The sequence below is a fragment of the Microvirga yunnanensis genome, assembly GCF_025460875.1.
In genome coordinates, this window is sequence record NZ_JAMXFI010000062.1 from 1 (window position 1) to 16,755 (window position 16,755).

The 16,755-nt window shown below is 62.9% G+C and carries 13 protein-coding genes and 2 pseudogenes; 7 read left to right on the top strand and 8 right to left on the bottom strand.

The features are described from left to right. Positions 1–220 precede the first annotated feature (220 nt). Positions 221–450: pseudogene (locus NF876_RS25680) on the bottom strand (IS6 family transposase); the annotation flags it as partial. 1,119 nt (positions 451–1,569) lie between these two features. Further along, positions 1,570–2,271: an IS6 family transposase gene (locus NF876_RS25685; RefSeq protein WP_262266462.1), complete on the bottom strand. Its 702-nt coding sequence runs from the start codon at positions 2,269–2,271 to the stop codon at positions 1,570–1,572. A 357-nt stretch (positions 2,272–2,628) separates the two neighbouring features. On the opposite strand from NF876_RS25685, the gene NF876_RS25690 reads away from it, so the two are divergent. Then, a complete protein-coding gene (locus NF876_RS25690) occupies positions 2,629–3,186 on the top strand; it encodes a dihydrofolate reductase family protein (RefSeq protein ID WP_262266461.1) in 558 nt (185 codons plus the stop codon). Between the two features lie 348 nt (positions 3,187–3,534). Here NF876_RS25690 and NF876_RS25695 read toward each other — a convergent pair whose 3' ends face one another. The 6 genes from NF876_RS25695 to NF876_RS25720 form a co-directional block, all read right to left on the bottom strand. Further along, the gene (locus tag NF876_RS25695) at positions 3,535–4,767 is read right to left on the bottom strand and encodes an NAD(P)/FAD-dependent oxidoreductase (protein WP_262266460.1); all 1,233 of its coding nucleotides are present in this window, start codon (positions 4,765–4,767) and stop codon (positions 3,535–3,537) included. 12 nt (positions 4,768–4,779) lie between these two features. Further along, the gene (locus NF876_RS25700; RefSeq protein ID WP_262266459.1) at positions 4,780–5,745 is read right to left on the bottom strand and encodes an ornithine cyclodeaminase family protein; all 966 of its coding nucleotides are present in this window, start codon (positions 5,743–5,745) and stop codon (positions 4,780–4,782) included. 5 nt (positions 5,746–5,750) lie between these two features. Further along, positions 5,751–6,932, bottom strand: coding sequence for an NAD(P)/FAD-dependent oxidoreductase (locus NF876_RS25705; RefSeq protein WP_262266458.1), 1,182 nt, complete (start codon positions 6,930–6,932; stop codon positions 5,751–5,753). Continuing rightward, positions 6,929–8,296, bottom strand: coding sequence for an FAD/NAD(P)-dependent oxidoreductase (locus NF876_RS25710; RefSeq protein ID WP_262266457.1), 1,368 nt, complete (start codon positions 8,294–8,296; stop codon positions 6,929–6,931). The genes NF876_RS25705 and NF876_RS25710 overlap by 4 nt, the downstream gene beginning before the upstream one ends. Next, complete coding sequence (locus NF876_RS25715) at positions 8,289–8,576, bottom strand: (2Fe-2S)-binding protein (RefSeq protein ID WP_262266456.1); 288 nt, start codon at positions 8,574–8,576, stop codon at positions 8,289–8,291. The genes NF876_RS25710 and NF876_RS25715 overlap by 8 nt, the downstream gene beginning before the upstream one ends. A gap of 175 nt (positions 8,577–8,751) precedes the next feature. Then, a complete protein-coding gene (locus tag NF876_RS25720) occupies positions 8,752–9,564 on the bottom strand; it encodes an IclR family transcriptional regulator (protein ID WP_262266455.1) in 813 nt (270 codons plus the stop codon). A gap of 127 nt (positions 9,565–9,691) precedes the next feature. Between NF876_RS25720 and NF876_RS25725 the strand changes: the two genes are divergently transcribed. The 6 genes and pseudogenes from NF876_RS25725 to NF876_RS25750 form a co-directional block, all read left to right on the top strand. Next, entirely contained in the window at positions 9,692–10,465 is a 774-nt protein-coding gene (locus tag NF876_RS25725; protein WP_262266454.1) for an enoyl-CoA hydratase/isomerase family protein, read from the top strand. Between the two features lie 59 nt (positions 10,466–10,524). Continuing rightward, the gene (locus NF876_RS25730; protein ID WP_315974921.1) at positions 10,525–11,592 is read left to right on the top strand and encodes an ABC transporter substrate-binding protein; all 1,068 of its coding nucleotides are present in this window, start codon (positions 10,525–10,527) and stop codon (positions 11,590–11,592) included. 251 nt (positions 11,593–11,843) lie between these two features. Beyond that, a complete protein-coding gene (locus tag NF876_RS25735) occupies positions 11,844–12,920 on the top strand; it encodes an ABC transporter ATP-binding protein (RefSeq protein ID WP_262266452.1) in 1,077 nt (358 codons plus the stop codon). 20 nt (positions 12,921–12,940) lie between these two features. After that, complete coding sequence (locus NF876_RS25740; RefSeq protein ID WP_262266451.1) at positions 12,941–14,701, top strand: ABC transporter permease subunit; 1,761 nt, start codon at positions 12,941–12,943, stop codon at positions 14,699–14,701. 23 nt (positions 14,702–14,724) lie between these two features. Then, positions 14,725–16,260, top strand: coding sequence for an AMP-binding protein (locus tag NF876_RS25745; protein WP_262266450.1), 1,536 nt, complete (start codon positions 14,725–14,727; stop codon positions 16,258–16,260). Between the two features lies 1 nt (position 16,261). Continuing rightward, positions 16,262–16,755, top strand: a pseudogene (locus NF876_RS25750) (hypothetical protein); the annotation flags it as partial.

The following is a 16,755-nucleotide window of genomic DNA, read 5'->3' on the forward strand; positions in this document are numbered from 1 at the left end:
GTCATAGAGCTTCCTCTCGTCAGGAATGCCCCTTGCGCTGATCAACCTTGTCAATGCAGGTTTATCCGTCTCGGGATGACCTTTGATACCGTCCGATCTCAGCTGGGGCGCGTGGTGAGGCCGGGCGTACCATCTACATCGCAGAGTTCTGTCTTATGTCTCATTCGAGCTATCCCGGCCTCATGCTGTGGGAATGACCCGCAACGCCCATCAAATACAAGGTCTCATCAATGTGCCACTTCCCCACGACGGCTCTCTTCCGCTGGTTGTAGCGATCCAGAAGCAGCGGGGCATAATCCACCGTCCAGCGATGGATGGTTGCGTGATCGACAGAGATGCCGCGCTCAGCCATCATCTCTCCTCGAGATTTCGCAGGCTCAGGTTATAGGCGAGATACCACCGGACGCAGAGCAGGATTACCGAACGGTCGAAATGCCTGCCCTTAAACACTGTGTCCTCCGCCATTGAGATACGGGAGAACAATACCTGAAATTCTGAAACAAATTGTTTGCGACGGATCTCGTCGGGCTGCTATCGCGTCGGCCAGATAGGCGAGCCCGGCCGGCAGGTACCGGACCAACGAGCTCCGGCTGACGATCTTCCTAGCTATAATTCTTCGTTAAGCAGGGTGGGCTAGAACCGTCTGACCTGAGGCCGTCACGCTGCCCTTACCTACGTGCGGCCAGAGGGCTCCAACTTGGGCCGCTGCCCCCAATCAGCGGCCCTTTTCACTTTCTTCACCGGCGTGCCTCAGTGCGCCAGGGCGGCCGCAGCCAGCGCGATAAGCGCGGGATAGAAGAGCCAGAGGAACCAAGCGGGGTAGGGGCGGTGATCGCCTTCGTGGATCATCAAGCGCCTCCAAGCGTTGAATTCATCACTTGGAAACCACGCACCTGCACCATTGTGATGAGGCGTGAGTACCCGCCGCTGTCTCGGAGAAGGAGACCTCTGGTGGAACTAGCTTTGGTCATACTGATTGCGGCTGTCTTTGCGGCCTTGACCATTCCCCCGCTGGTGGGCGTGTTCCTCGATCCCACAGGTTTCAGGGATCGTCCGACTCCGCCAAGTCTTGCTCCTTCTAAGGAGCGCGGCCGATTTGGGCTGCCGAGCTGGGTTCTCATGCCACGCCCCCGAAGAGATCAGTTTTCGCAGTCTCTGCATCAGCCTTCGCCTGATAGTCCCGAGCGATCTGCTCCATCATTGCCAATTGCTCGCCCGCAAACGCCTGAGTCATTCGGCGATCCTCAATCCAGCGCAGATAAACCCGGCGCCGTTGCCTCACTTCCGGCTGAGCGCAGGCGGCCAGCTGTTCAGCGGTGAAGGGTAGGAGGGCGCCGCTCCTTCGTCCTTGGCCGAGGCAGCATTCAGGGCCGCAACCAGTTCCGCTACTAGCGGGATCGTACCCTGAAAGAACCTGAGGCCGATCAGCCGACGGTCCTGGGGGCCGACGCCAGCGCACCCAAGACGGTGGGGCTGGACTAACTTGCCGCGGGTGGCGGGCACCTCGCCCTGTGTTGTCACGTTAACCCGCATCGGGCGCATCGAGGCAAATTTGGTCTCATGACAGTTTCAAGCGGCGACATTCGCCGCGACTTTCCACGCTGCCATGGCGTTGACGCGGTGAAGGTGTGTCGCGCGGGCAGAGCGGCGGGAGCGGGGTGGAACGAAAAGGTTGCGGACAGCCGAGAACACGTTGACGAACCGCTGCAAGTACCTGGCCGATCGAAAGCCCTGCATCGTCCGCTCGCGTCGCCGGAACGGGAGATGCGAATTCTCCGCCTGATTGTTGAGCCCCTTATGGAATCGGTGTTCGACTTCTGGCATGACCTGACGTCGGGCGGCCGCATACGAGCCCAGCTTGTCGGTGATGAGTCGCTTGGGCGGGCGGCCCTGCTTCTTCAACAGACGCCTCAGCAAGCGCTTAGCGGCCTTGGTGTCACGCCGGCTCTGGACGATTTCATCGAGCACATAGCCATCCTGATCAACCGCCCGCCAGAGCCAATGCCTCTTGCCAGCAATGGTGACCACGACCTCATCCAAATGCCAGATATCACGCCGGCTTGGGGTCTTGCGCCTGAGGCGGCAGGCGTAAGCCGGGCCGAACTTCAAGGCCCATCGTCGGACCGTCTCATAGGAGACGACGATGCCGCGCTCGAGCAGCATCTCCTCGACCAGCCGTAGGCTCAGTGGAAACCGGAAGTACAGGCACACCGCATGGGCAATGACCTCAGGCGGAAAGCGATGGCGTTTGTAGCTGACAGACTTGCTCATGCCGCCCCGTCTACACGGTCGCGGTCAAAACCCGAGTTAACGTGACAACACCCAGAGGAAGGCTGCGCCGTCCCTACAAGGCTCACCACCTGTTGCCGATGAAGCCGCAACGGACGGGCGTCTGAATGAGAACGCCGGTCGCTCAACGAACGTCGGCACTTGAGTGCGAAAGCGGACAAAGCCCTCACATCTCAGGAGTGCGAGAAGCGGACAACCATGAGCCGGTCGTAAGTGGACCTTCTTGCCAGCCGCATTGTCGTCAGGCGTCTAGGCCCGCATTTACTTGTTGCAGAAGTTGAACATAGACCTCGAGCAATAGCCCTACGCTTTTTCGAGCGCATGGCTTAGGATCGCCGCATGGGACTATTGACCTTCAGCATCAACGTCACCCTGGATGGCTGCGTCGACCATCAGGAGGGAATCGCCGACGACGAGACGCACGCGTTCTTCACCCGCCTCATGGACGAAAGCGGGGCGATGCTGTGGGGCCGTGTCACTTACGAGATGATGGAGAGCTACTGGCCGGCCGTCGCTCGCGGCGACGTGGAGGCGCCGCCAGCGATACGCGAGTGGGCGGTTAAGCTGGAGGCCAAGTCGAAATACGTCGTTTCGTCGGCGCGAAAGGACTTCCCGTGGACCAACAGCCACCACATCGCCGAGGATCTGCGAACCGGCGTTCAGAGGCTCAAGGACACAAGTCCGGCGGGCGTTCTCCTCGGTAGCGGCAAACTCGCAATCGAGTTGGACCGGCTGGATCTGATCGACGAGTACAAGCTCCTCGTTCATCCCAGGATCGCCGGGCACGGCCCAACCCTGTACCAGGGCGGGCTGCCCAGTACGCGACGGCTCGAGCTGGTCTCGGCGAAGCCGCTCCGCAATGGCGTGGTCGCCATGCACTACCGGCGCGAACGCTGACTCAGAGCAGCTTCATCGCGCTCAGGTCGGAGGACCGCCGGAGCGTAATCCCCTCTCAGGCTCGGCTAAGTCGGGCTCACGCGCTGCTGAGGTGCTCCCCCATAAGATGACGTTTCGAAAGGTCAGCATCGGTCACGCACTGACGATCCCCTGCCCTCCAGAAACGTCCGCTGTGGCCTCTTTATGCGGACATTTGACCTACTTCCGAGACGTGCCAGAACCAGACCCTACCTTCTATTCATGAGCTACTAGAGAACTCAGCCTCTCAGGCGTGCGGCCTGGGCTGTGCGGCCAGATTCACACAGACGATCGGCCTATCAATTAGGTCTACGCACAGATCGGGCTCTCCTAGAACCGCCCCACCCGGTAAGGATAGGGATCAATAGTCGGTTCCCTACCAGCAACCAGATCGGAGACCAGCAGGCCTGTCGTCGAGCCCCCGATCAGCCCCGTCTGACCGTGACCGAATGCAAGCATGACGTTCCGGTGCTGAGGCGAAGGTCCAATCACCGGAAGGGAGTCGGGTGTCGCCGGTCGGTGTCCCATCCATACAGAGATCGGTTCGCCGGCGATGCCGGGAAAATAGCGCTTCGCAATCGTCCCGAGAGCGGCGGCACGCCGTTCGTTCATGGGGGCGTCGAGACCGGCGATCTCGGCCGTGCCTGCGATCCGGAGACCATGCTCCATCGGGGTTATCATAATTTTCGCAGCCAGAGGATAGAGGGGCCGCTTGGGAGCCGTCTCCGGCATGGGCAGCATCACGTGATACCCGCGCAGGCTTTCGAGCGGGATCCGCAATCCGAGCCGCCTCGCCAGCCGTTGGGACCACGCACCGGCGGCGACGACCACCGTATCGCACGGCATGCGCCCGGCATCCGTGATGACGGCGCGAACCTGTCCGGCCTCCTGCTCAAAATCCTTGACCGCCGCGCGAACGAAGCGTCCGCCGTTTCGCGTGATATCCTCGGCGATCGTCGCGACCAGGCGGTGCGGATCACTGCAATGGCCGGAATCGGGCAGGTAGAGCGCCCTCGCAAACCGGGGGCCTAGCGAGGGCTCGAGTTGCCGGATCTCGTCGGAGCTCAGGATTTCCGAGCGGATGCCGAGCGCATCCCTGAGCCTCCGGCCGAGGGCATCCTTGGCAAAGGCCGCATCGCTTTCATAAAGGTAGAGCTGACCGGAGACATGCAGGAGAGCGTGGCCATCGACGCCCAGAAGCGTCCGATAATGCTTGAAGCTGTCAGCGTGCAGCAGACGAAGCGCCTTCGCGATGCCGTCGATGCGCGGGCTTGCCCCCGCGGCGATGAATTTGGCGAGCCAAGGCAGGGCACGAGGCAGATAGCGCCAGTCGATCCACAATGGGCTATTGGGATCGGTGACCCATGAAGCTGCCTGTCGCACGATGCCCGGCGTAGATAGAGGCACCACGGAGCCGGGCCCTATGCTTCCCGCATTGCCGAAGGAGCAGCCCTCCCCCGGCCGCAAGGGATCGTACAGCGTAACGGAGTGTCCGTCCCGCTGGAGGAAGGCCGCGGATGCAACTCCGATGATGCCTGCCCCCACGATGGCGATGTTGGCCAAGGCTCCCCTCCCTCACAATGGAAGATGTCGTCCGCGACCGGATCGCCCGGCCTCCGCAATGACCACGGCCGCGATGGCGAGATCGCCGAGAGCGAAGCCGGGGAAAAGGAACATGGCACGCTGCGATCCATCCGTGCGGCCGGGCGAGGTCCCGGCCACGAGGGACGCCAGATCCGCATCGAAGGGACCCGGATAGCGGAGCTTGGCACGGTTCGACGGATCGGCCGCCTGAGAACGATCGTCCGTGGCCAGGATATAGAGAGAGCGCAGCCCCACGCTGCGCCAGGGGCGGCCGAGATCGACCGCGGCGACGAAGCAGCCGGGCCGTAGGAGTGAGGCGTCCAGGAACGGCTCAAGGCCGGGCTGCGCCGGGACAGTCGAGACGACGACGTCGCAGGCGAGCGCCTCATCGGGACAATCCACGACCTCGGCGTCGAGGCCGCCGTCACGGGCAGATGTCGCGAGCTTTTCGGCGGATGCCCGCCTGCGCGAGCTGCAGACGACTCTGCGCAGACCAGGCAGCACATCCCGGAGGGATGCAAGATGCCCAAGGGCCTGGGCTCCGCATCCGATGAAGCCGATGGTGGTACTGTCGAGACGTGCGAGGTAGGAGGCCGCCAACGCCGACATGGCGGCCGTGCGCAGCACCGTGAGACCCGTTCCATCCATGATCGCTGCCGGAACGCCCGTGGTGAAATCACTCACCACGATCAGTCCATTGACAGTCGGCAGTCCGCGCTCGCCGTTCTCGGCGGCAACGCCGACCCACTTCGTCGCCGCGAAGGGTGGATTGGGCATGGCGGCGCAGAGGGACTGGAAGAAATGGCCCGGGCCGACGGGAACGGTGAGCTTCGCCTGAACGTGGGTTTTGCACTCGGCATGCAGGCGGAAGGCTTCGGCAAGCGCCTCTCGCGCGGCCCGAGGTTTTATCTCAAGTGCCGCAATGTCGTCGCTGGAGAGATAAAGCAGCTCGCCCATCGGCGTCACCCTGCCCGGCCGCTGGCCACGACCAGCCCATCGAATTCACGCGCCAGCTTGTCCGAGACCTGAACGGCATTCTTGAAACGGGAGATGGAGAATATATCGATCGGCGTGTCGGTCTTGCCCTCGACGATGAGATCGACAAGCACCGCAGCGACTCCGGGACCGATCTGGAAGCCGTGCCCGCAGAAACCGAAGGCATGATACAGCCCAGACGTCTTCTCGCTCTCGCCGATGACTGGCAGCATGTCAGGTAGATAGCCCTCGATACCCGACCAGACGCGGATCACCTGCGCCGATTTCAGGAACGGGGCGATCGTCATGAGATTGCGCATGCCGTTGAGCGTCTTGACCGGCGGCACGGGAGCGCGGTTGAGCACGGGATCGGCCGCAGTTCGCGGATAACCCGCGAAAATCACGTTGCCGCGCGGAACCTGCCGAAAGATGGCGGATCCATCCACCGCCTGCACGGAAGGCGTGATTCGGTAAGGAAGCGGCTCGGTCACGAATTGCGGAGGGCCTGCTGCGAACATGGGCGCCGTCTCGCCGAAGGCCTCTGCGATAGTCAGAGCCCAAGCGCCTGCGGAGTTCACCACCGCATCGCAGTCGATCATGCGCCCAGTATCGGACTTGACGATGAACCCGGCGCCGTTTCGATGCACTTGCGTCACGCGCGTATTCTCGAGCACTTCCGCGCCGAGGCGCTGCGCGGCCCTTGCGACGGCCACCGACACGAGACGGGGGTTGGCCGTGGCATCGCGCGCCGAATAGGTTGCGGCCTGAGGGCTCTCCCCTACCCACGGCCAGCGGCGACGCAGCTCGTCACGGTCGATCCGCTCGATCGCGAGTCCATGGCTCTCGGCGACCCGTGCGTGCTGCTCCAGCTTCGCCTGCTCAGCATCGTTCATCGCTACATAGAGGTGGCCGGTTCTCTCGAACTCGCATCTGTCGCCGATCAGCTCGTCGATGTTCTCCCAGAGCGCCTGGGATCTGAGAGACAATGGATACTGCCCGGGATGCCGACCCTGCAAACGCAGGTTGCCGAAATTCACGCCGCTCGATTGGGCACCGACGACGCCTTTATCGATCAGGATCACGTCCAATCCGCGCTTGGCGATGAGAAGGGCCGTCCAGGTGCCGATGAGCCCGCCGCCGACAACGACGATTTTCGCCCCTCTCGTCATGGCTCCAGCTCCGCTGCCGCATGAAGTGGAATGGGCTTCACCGGCGCCTGCATGCGCAATCGCCCAACCTCCGCAATCGGCGCTCCGCAGGCTCCGGACACGATCTCCTGCAGGGCCGGACCGCAGAAACGACCCTGGCACCGGCCCATGCCGCATCGCGTGATCGCCTTCACCCGATTGACCTCACGCGGGGCGAGTGGCGTACGAACGGCACACCGGATTTCCCCGACCGTCACCGCCTCGCATCGGCAGGCGATGGTTTCGTCGGGCAATGCGGCAACCTGCTCGACCGGCCATGCGAAGGCCCGGGCCAAGCCTTTCTGGAAGCGCCGCAGACGCCCGATCTGCCGCCGCAGACGGACCAACTCGGCCTCCGGCTGCGGCCGGCCCAAATCAGCGAGCAGCGCGTGAGCCGCGAGCGCACCGCTGGCCTCTGCAGCGTCCGCTCCGCCGATCGCCGCGCCGTCTCCGGCCAGGTAGAGATCAGCCCCAGCTCGCCCGTCGGCATCGGTCTCCGGTAACCAGAGCCGGAAGGTCGGATCGAACCGGAAGCGCGCTCCGGCCAGCTCGGCCAGCTGCGTTTCCGGCTTGAGGCCGTAGCCATAGGCGACAGCATCACACGCGATGAAGCGTTCGCGTCCCCTGCCATCCCTGATCCGAACGCCCTCGACATGCTCCTTGCCGTCGAACCCGAGGGGGGTCGCGCCGTCGATGATGGGAATGCCGGCCCAATGGAGCGCCGCCCGGTACATGATGCCACGCGCCAGCGTTCGCGGGCTCGCCGCAAGGTCGCGCATGGCGGCCCGTTTCGCTGGGAGAGGGGTCGTATCCACGACGGCGGCAATCGATGCTCCGGACTTGCGGTATTGCAGCGCCGCCAGAAACAGCAGCGGCGAACTGCCGAGGAAGACAATGCGGCTCCCGATCAGACAGCCCTGATCCTTTAGGATCACCTGGGCGCCGCCGAGGGTGAAGACACCCGGCAATGTCCAATTCGGCAGCGGCATGATCCGATCCGTGGCCCCGGTCGCCAGGATCAGAGCGCCATAGGGGATCGTACCCGCCACGCCATCGCACAACGTGTGCAGCGCTCTGTCATGAACGCCCCAGACCAGGGTGCCGGGTCGGTAATCGATCCGCTCCTCGAGAGAGGCGAACAGCGAGTGCAGGCGCTGGTGCTTTCCTGCCTCCGAGCCCATCAGAGCCTTGATGTCGAGAGCAAGGCTCCGGGCGGGCATGCGATAGCCCTGGCCGCCCACTTGCCTCGCCTCGTTCACGAGAATTGGCTTCAGACCCGCTTCGACCAGAATGGATGCTGCTCGGATGCCTGCCGGCCCGCCGCCGACGATCACGACATTAGCCATTGGCGCCAGCTTTCCGATGATCGGTCCAGACGATCATGTCACTGGCTGCGGGGGTGGTACAGGCTCGGACGCGCTCCCCGTCGCCGAGCGAGACCCAGCAATCCTGGCAAGCTCCCATCAGGCAGAAACCGGCGCGGGGCGCGTCGCCGAATTCGAAATGCCGGACGACCCTACCGTTCAGCAGGAGCACCGCAAGCAGGCCGTCGCCTTCGACAGCCTCGACGGCATGTCCATCGATCGTCAGGCTGATGGGAGCGCCGTGGCGAGGGACGACCCTCACGAATTGCCCTTGAGACGCTCTCTGAGCTGGCCCGTCCGACATCTCTCACCGCCAAATCTTTATCGCAATGCGATAAGTTTTGTGGAATGTTAGGATTGGAACAAAACGGCTGTCAAGAACAAGCCCGTCGATCCTTCGGGCAATTCGCTCAAATTTCAGCCAAGCAAAGATCGCCTCAGGTGGACGACACGGAGTGTGCTCCGGCGATGATATGCATGGCGAAGCGCTCCACGACCGTCTCCGGCGAGAAGCGCGAGAGCGGAACCGCGATATTGATCGCGCCCTCCGGGCGATTGTTTGCCGCAACAACCGCCGCAGCGATGGATGCGTCCCCCCGATAGAACTCATCGAAAGCGGTGGCATATCCCTGCTCACGCGAGACGCGCAGCTTCTTCACGAGATCGTCGAGCTTCCAGGTCGTCGAGGGCGTGTAAGCCTTCCGGTCAGAGCGTTCGAGAATCGCAACAGCCTCTTCTTCCGGCAAGCGCGAAAGGATCGCCATCCCAGGTGCGGTGCAATAGGCCGGCATGCGGGAGCCGATGATCACGTTCGTATTCAGCATGTGCCGGCTCATGAAGCGAGAGATGAAGATGATCTCCGTGTCGTCGAGCACGGTCATGTTGACCGTTTCCTCGGTCTCCTTGGACAAGTGCAGGAGATAGGGCATCGCCCTCTCCACGAGACGGTTGCTGCGCAGGTAGTAATAACCCAGTTGCAGGGTCTTGGCCGTCAGTTCGAACCGCTTCGTATCCGGATCTTTGCGCAAGTAGCCAAGCTTGGTCAGCGTATGCGTGAAACGTTGTGCTGCGCTGACGTCCATATCGGTCGCAGCAGCGATCTGAGAAAGACTCAGGTTCGTGCTGTGATGATCGAAAACCGAAAGCACGCGAAAGGCCTTTTCCACCGACATCACCATCAGCGGATCCGTGGCGCGGCCGCGTTTTACCGGAGGCTCATCTTCGATCGTCTTCATTTCATTGATCGCCATTCTTGAATTCTCTCGCATTTGAACGGCCTCGATAAAAATCGCAACGGGAGTTGACAATTGCGGCAAGTTGGGCGGAACATACAATAATAACTATTGCATTGCAATAAACTGCTAGGAGATTCCAGGTATGGCTGAGTTTGTCTTGAGTGAGCGGAGGGGCGCTGTCGGCATCATTACCCTGAACCGCCCCCAGGTTTTAAATGCCTGGAACGCCGCCATGCGGGAGGAACTGACCGCTACCTTGACGGCCATGGAAGAAAATGCGGAGGTTCGTGCCATCATTCTCACAGGTGCCGGCGACCGAGCCTTCGGGGCCGGTCAGGACCTCAATGAGACGAAGACCTTCGATGCTGATCGCGCTGAAACCTGGATGGGCGAATGGAAGCGCCTCTATGACCGCATCCGTTCGCTGTCGAAGCCGATCATCGCAGCCCTGAACGGCGTCGCCGCCGGATCCGCCTTCCAGGTGGCCCTCCTGTGCGACATCCGTGTCGGCCACCCAGGCGTGACCATGGGCCAGCCGGAGATCAACTCCGGAATTGCTAGCACCACCGGCCCCTGGATCATGCGCGAGCACATTGGTCTCGCAAGAACCATTGATCTGACGCTCACCGGGCGCATGATGGACGCGGATGAGTGCCACCGGATCGGCGTCATCAACCGCCTGGTGCCGCAGGACAAGGTGATGAGTGAATCTCTTGCGCTTGCAGAGCTTCTCGCAAGCAAGCCGCCCGTCGCCATGCGCCTCGATCGCCAGCGCTTCCGTGAGATGACGGAAGAGGGCTTCCGCGATTGTCTCGCGGCCGGCATCCGCATCCAGCGCGAAGCCTACGCGTCAGGAGAGCCGGCGCGCATGATGGAGGAGTTCTTGGCTCGCAAGGCCGCGGCGAAGAAGGGCTGAAGCCCCAGCCACACCACGAGGGAAAGCAGGTCGAAGACCTGCGAAACAGGAGGATGAACATGAGCAATACCATTCCAACGATGAACCGAAGGAACCTGCTCAAGACCGCGGGAGGGGCTGCTCTGGCCCTCGGCATGCCGGGTCTTTCGGGCCGGGCTTTCGCGGCGACGACGATCACCGTCGCTGACCCGGGCGGCCCCTTCGGCCCAGCCTTTCGGAAGGCCTTCTACGATCCATTCGAGAAAGCGACCGGCATCAAGGTGGTCAACGTGGCCCGCGAGGCCGAGCCGACGGCCCAGTTCAAAGCCATTGTCGAGACGAAGTCCTATACCTGGGACGTCTGCACGCTGACCGTCTCGGCGCGCGACATCCTGGCGAAGCAGAACCTTCTCGAACCTATTGGCTTCACGCGCGATGCAGCCCCGGGCCTGATGCCGGAAGCGATCTCCGAGCACTGGATGGGGACGGACGTCTATTCCACAGTCTTCGCCTACCGTAACGAGCGCTTCAAGAACAATGCGCCCAAGACCTGGGCTGATTTCTGGAACGTGGAGAAGTTCCCTGGCCGTCGCTCCCTGCGCAAGAACCCCATCGATTCGCTCGAGCAGGCTCTGATGGCAGATGGCGTGAGCGTCGATCAACTCTATCCGCTTGATGTCGACCGCGCCTTCAAGAGCCTGGACAAGATCAAGCAGCACGTCGACGTATGGTGGACGGGCGGCGCACAGTCGACGCAGCTTCTGCAGAGCGGCGAGGTCGATCTTATCAGTGGCTGGAACGCCCGCCTTCAGTCGGCGATCGACGGCGGCGCCCCGGCGACGATCGTCTGGGAGCAAGGTCTCTATTCGATCGAGGGCTGGGCCATTCCGAAAGGCTGCCCGCGCGCCGACGCCGCGAAGCAGTTCATCAAGTTCTGCGCCACCCCTGACCGGCAGGCCGCCTACACGGACGCGCTGGCCTATGGGCCGACCAATCTCGAAGCCTACAAGAGCATTGCGGCGGAACGGGCGAAGGTGCTGCCGACCTCGCCCGAGAACCTCAAGAAGATGCGCGTGGCGAACGAGAACTGGTGGAGCGAGAACCGTGCCGCTGTGACCGAGCGGTTCAACAGCTGGCTCCTGACCTGACGGCCTGCGCCGCCGCTTCGATTCGCGGTGCGAGGAAAGCGGCGGCGCAACGCGGCGAGAATGCCTTGGCATCCACGAACCGTATGCGCATGAGCCTTTGCTGAGGCTCGCGGCTTGGCTGCGAGCCTGTCGCCCACTGTGCGTGGGCAATACTGGATCGAATTTTTGGACTTTTCGGCTGAGCGGATGCCGCGGTCCCTTCAACACCGCGCCCGCACACGGCTTCGAGACGAAGGAAGGGAGACGCTACGATGACGACGGTAGCCAAGAATGGCGTGACCGCGCCGAAGCTGATCATTGAAGGCCTGTCGAAGCAATATGGTGCCGTGACGGCCCTGGAGCCGACCCATCTGACCGTTCCGACAGGAGAATTCCTGACCCTGCTCGGACCGTCGGGCTCTGGTAAAACCACGCTGCTGCAGATGATCTGCGGCCTCGTGGAGCCGAGTTCAGGACGCATTCTCATCGACAGCCGCGACCAAACCCAGACGCCGGTCCATCAGCGCGACATCGGTCTCGTGTTCCAGCATTACGCGCTCTTCCCCCACCTGACCGTCGCCGAGAACATCGAGTTTCCGCTGCGCATGCGGGCTCTGTCCGGAGCCACGATCAAGCAACGTGTCAGGGATGCCTTGGCGATGGTGCAGCTCGACCATCTTGCAGCGCGCTTCCCGCGTGAGCTTTCCGGTGGGCAGCAGCAGCGTGTGGCCCTCGCCCGCTCCTTCGTCTACCAGCCGTCGATCATTCTCATGGACGAGCCGCTCGGAGCCCTCGACAAGAAGCTGCGTGAACACATGCAGATCGAGATCAAGCAGCTGCATCGCGAAACGGGCGCGACGATCATCTACGTGACCCATGATCAAGAGGAGGCGCTCGCCCTCTCCGACCGGATCTGTCTGATGAATCATGCGCGCATTGAGCAACTCGGCACGCCCCATGAGATTTATGCCCGCCCGGCGACAGCCTTTGCGGCGGACTTCATCGGCATCTCGAACATCTTCCGCGGACAAGTCGACATCTCCGGCGGCGAGCCCCGTCTCGCGACACCGCACGGCAAATTCCGCCTGCCTGCAGGGGCTTCGTATTCCGGCGCGGAGGCGGCCATCGTGGTTCGTCCCGAGCAGATCACCCTCGGCCGCGACGAAGGAAACACCGTTGCAGGACGTGTCGCCGATGCCGTTTACGCTGGATCAGAGACGCGTCTCATCGTTGATCTTGACGAAGGTGAAACGGTGATCGTGCGCCTGCCTCCGGGCCAGCCCGCTCCTGCCTATGGCGAGCGCGCGACCCTGGGCTGGAGTCCGGACGCCGCGGTGCTGGTGCCATGAGCGGCAGGGGAATCGCAAGCATGACAGCCATCACCGCTTCTGCTCTTCCGCTTCGACAGCGACTTCTTCGCCCGAACGCGCTCTGGCTCGCCGCCCCTGGTCTCGCGTTCCTGGCCGTCTTCTTCCTGTATCCGGTCCTGCGCCTGCTGGCCCTGAGCGTGCAGGATCCAGCCAGCGGCGCCCTCAGCGTTGCGACCTACGCCCGCATCGCGAGTACGGATGTTTACCTCCAGGTCCTGGGGATCACGTTCAAGATCGCCGCCAACACGGCTTTGTTCTCGATTCTGCTCGGCTATCCCCTCGCCTATTGGCTGGCCGGACTGAAGGAGGGCCTTCGGGAGCGTATGGTGCTCCTTGTGATGGTGCCGTTCTGGACCAGCTATCTGGTAAAGACCTTCGCCTGGATGGTCGTGCTCGGCCGGACCGGTGTGATCAACAGCCTGCTCACGGGAAGCGGCCTCGCCTCCCAGCCTCTCCCCCTCGCCTATAACGAGTTCGGTGTGATGGTCGGCATGGTTCATGCTATGGTCCCGCTCGCCGTGCTGACGATGCTTCCCGTCATGATCGGAATCGACCGACGCCTGATCCAGGCCGCGCAAGCTTTGGGGGCTGCACCGGCTCAATCCTTCTGGCTCGTCTACTTCAAACTCTCCTTGCCCGGCGTGACGGCCGGCGGTCTGCTCGTCTTCATCTCGTCCCTTGGCTTCTTCATCGTGCCGGCCCTCCTCGGCGGCCGACGCGAGACGATGCTGGCGCAGCTCATCATCACGCAGGTGCAGGAGCTCCTCAACTGGGCCTTCGCGGGAGCGCTGGCGGCCATGATGCTGGTGGCGGCGCTCGTCACCTGCTGGGTTTACGACCGCCTCTTCGGCCTCTCGTCGCTCTCGGGCGAGACCTCGGCTCAGGATGGCGGATCGGGACGCCTGCGCGTCGCCGGCCTCGCGATTCTGGGAGGCGTCGCCAAGACGAGCGCCGTGCTGGCCGACGCCGTCCGGAAGGTGATCGGCACCCGTGGGACGAGCCGACTGCTGCCGATCTACTGCACGCTGGCCCTCGTGTTCCTGGTACTGCCGACCCTGCTCGTGATCCCCATCGGCTTCACAAGTTCCCAGTTCCTGGAATTTCCACCCCCGGGCTTCAGCCTGCAATGGTTCGAGACCTACTTCGCTTCGCCTGTCTGGCTCGCAGCCACGTTGCGCTCCTTCGGCGTGGCTATCGCAACCGCCATCTGCGCAACCCTCATCGGAGGACTGGCGGCGCTGGCGCTGGCGCGCTCGAAGACTCGCTGGGGCGGGCTCGTCTTCGCGACCTTCCTTGCCCCCCTGATCGTCCCGCGCATCATCATCGCGGTCGGCCTGTTCTATCTCTTCGCACAGATCGGCCTCGTCGCGACGGATCTTGGCCTCGTGATCGGCCACACCGTCCTGGCCCTCCCGTTCGCCTTCGTGACGATCACGGCGATCCTGAAGAACTACGACTGGCGCCTCGACCAGGCGGCGGCGGTACTTGGGGCGAACCGGGTCAGGACCCTTCTTCTCGTCACGGTTCCGCTCGTGAAGGGTGGGTTGGTCGCAGCCTTCCTGTTCGCCTTCATCACGTCCTTTGACGAGCTCACAATCGCAATCTTCGTCAGCGGCGGCATCAAGACGACGCTGCCCAAGCAGATGTGGGACGACATGATCTTGCAGCTCAATCCAACGCTTGCTGCGGTGTCCGTCGTGGTCTTCGTGATCGTCACGGTCCTCCTCCTCCTCGCGGAACGCTTCCGCCGCACGACCTGAAACTCACAAGCCGAGAAATCTCGATGTCATTCGACAACACCAGTCTCGCCGATTTGCTGCGGCAGCACGCCGACACGAATCCGGATGGAATCTTCGCCTCCTTCAACGGCGATCCCCTGAGCTTCGCCATGCTGGACTCCCAATCGTCCGCCCTGGCGGCATGGGCACGCTCCCGCGGCTTGCGATCCGGCGATCATGTTGCGGTGATGATGCGCAACAGCATGCAGACCCTTGCGGTGGTCTTCGGCCTCGCCAAGGCTGGTTTGGTCTGGGTGCCGCTCAACGCTCAGCAGCGCGGCCAGGGCCTGCAATACATCATCAACCACTCGAAACCTGATCTGGTCATCGCTGATTCCGACCTCCTGACGACGATTGCCGAATGCGGCGCGGACGATCCCCGCGAGGGATTCCTCGTTCAGGGAGTAGCCGGCGATCATCCACGCCTGACCGATGTCCTGAGCTCAGGATCACCCTTCGCGGAACCTGCGCCCGGTTTGGATGCGCCCTTCGCCATCATGTACACCTCCGGCACGACGGGCCAGCCGAAGGGCGTGATCGTCTCCAACCGAATGATCCGGCTGGCGGGGGACGGTGTCAGTCTCGTCGCGGCCTCCCGCGCAGGCGACGTGATGTTCGTGTGGGAGCCGCTCTACCATATCGGCGGGGCTCAGCTTCTGGGCCTGCCGATGACCCACGGCGTGACCCTTGCGATGGTCGATCGCTTCAGCGCAAGCCGCTTCTGGAGCCAGGTGCGCGAGTACAACGCAACGCACATCCACTATCTCGGCGGCATTCTTCAGATCCTCCTCAAGCAACCCGAATCGGCGATGGATCGCGACCATCCCGTGAGGGTTGCCTGGGGGGGAGGCTGCCCGGGCGACATCTGGGAGGCTTTCCAGAACCGCTTCGGCGTTCAGATCCGCGAATGCTACGGCATGACCGAGGCCTCCAGCATCACCACCTTCAACGACAAGGGTATCGTCGGATCCGTCGGAAATGCCGTGCCTTGGTTCACGGTTGATCTGCTCGATGCCGACGGCAAGCCGGTGCCTCAGGGCGAGCGCGGCGAGATCGTCGTGCGCACCGCGATGCCTGGCGCGATCTTCCCAGGGTACTTCGACAATCCGTCGGCGACCGAGAAGGCGCTCCGGAACGGTGCCCTATATACGGGCGATCTCGGCACCTATGACCGGGAGGGCAACCTGATCTTCCACGGCCGCATGACCGACAGCGTCCGCTGCCGTGGAGAGAACGTTTCCGCCTGGGAGGTCGAGCGCGTCGCGTCCGACCATCCGGCCATCGAGGACTGCGCCATGATCGGTGTCGCGGCCGAGATCGGCGAGCAGGATATCAAGCTCTTCATCAAGCCGAAGACGGGCTCCAGCGTACAACCTGCCGAGGTTTCCACTTGGCTTTCCGCGCGCCTCGCGAGCTACCAGAACCCCCGCTACATCGCCGTGGTTGACGAGTTCGAGCGCACGCCGAGCCAGCGCATCATGAAGCACAAGCTCTCCAAACGTCTCGACGATTGCTGGGACAGGTTCGCGAAAGACCTCTGAGATGACGACGGAACCGACCATCTTGCTCACCGGAACCGGCGCATTCGCCGCCCGCATCCTGTTCGACATCGCCGCCACCGCAGACGCCCCCACTCGGGTGTTTCTCGCGGGCCGAAACCGCGAGCGTCTGCAATGGCTGAAGGTCGCGGCAGGCGCTCGAGCCGCGATCTTCAACACGCCCGTGACCGTCGTCGCCCGCGAGAGCGACCTTCTTGCCGAGGGCGCCGCCACTGTACTGCTCGAAGAAGCGAAGCCAAATGTCGTCGTGCAGGCAGCCTCTGTTCAGACATCGTCCGTGATCGCGGGATCAGGCGATGCCTGGAGCAGGCTTGTCGCAGAAGGCGGGCTGAGCGCGACCGCGGTGTTCCAGGCGCTTCTCAGCTCTCGCGTGGCGGCCGCCATGACGCGCTCAGGAAGCGCCACGCTGCTAATCAATTGCAGCTTCCCGGACGTGGTGAACGGATTGATCAAGGCGCTCGGCCATCAGGTCATGTG

Coding starts and splice junctions, on each gene's coding strand:
- NF876_RS25720 (WP_262266455.1), bottom strand. CDS start 9,564: ATGGCGATCAATGAAATGAAGACGATCGAAGATGAGCCTCCGGTAAAA.
- NF876_RS25685 (WP_262266462.1), bottom strand. CDS start 2,271: ATGAGCAAGTCTGTCAGCTACAAACGCCATCGCTTTCCGCCTGAGGTC.
- NF876_RS25710 (WP_262266457.1), bottom strand. CDS start 8,296: ATGGCTAATGTCGTGATCGTCGGCGGCGGGCCGGCAGGCATCCGAGCA.
- NF876_RS25735 (WP_262266452.1), top strand. CDS start 11,844: ATGACGACGGTAGCCAAGAATGGCGTGACCGCGCCGAAGCTGATCATT.
- NF876_RS25700 (WP_262266459.1), bottom strand. CDS start 5,745: ATGGGCGAGCTGCTTTATCTCTCCAGCGACGACATTGCGGCACTTGAG.
- NF876_RS25740 (WP_262266451.1), top strand. CDS start 12,941: ATGACAGCCATCACCGCTTCTGCTCTTCCGCTTCGACAGCGACTTCTT.
- NF876_RS25725 (WP_262266454.1), top strand. CDS start 9,692: ATGGCTGAGTTTGTCTTGAGTGAGCGGAGGGGCGCTGTCGGCATCATT.
- NF876_RS25705 (WP_262266458.1), bottom strand. CDS start 6,932: ATGACGAGAGGGGCGAAAATCGTCGTTGTCGGCGGCGGGCTCATCGGC.
- NF876_RS25730 (WP_315974921.1), top strand. CDS start 10,525: ATGAGCAATACCATTCCAACGATGAACCGAAGGAACCTGCTCAAGACC.
- NF876_RS25745 (WP_262266450.1), top strand. CDS start 14,725: ATGTCATTCGACAACACCAGTCTCGCCGATTTGCTGCGGCAGCACGCC.
- NF876_RS25690 (WP_262266461.1), top strand. CDS start 2,629: ATGGGACTATTGACCTTCAGCATCAACGTCACCCTGGATGGCTGCGTC.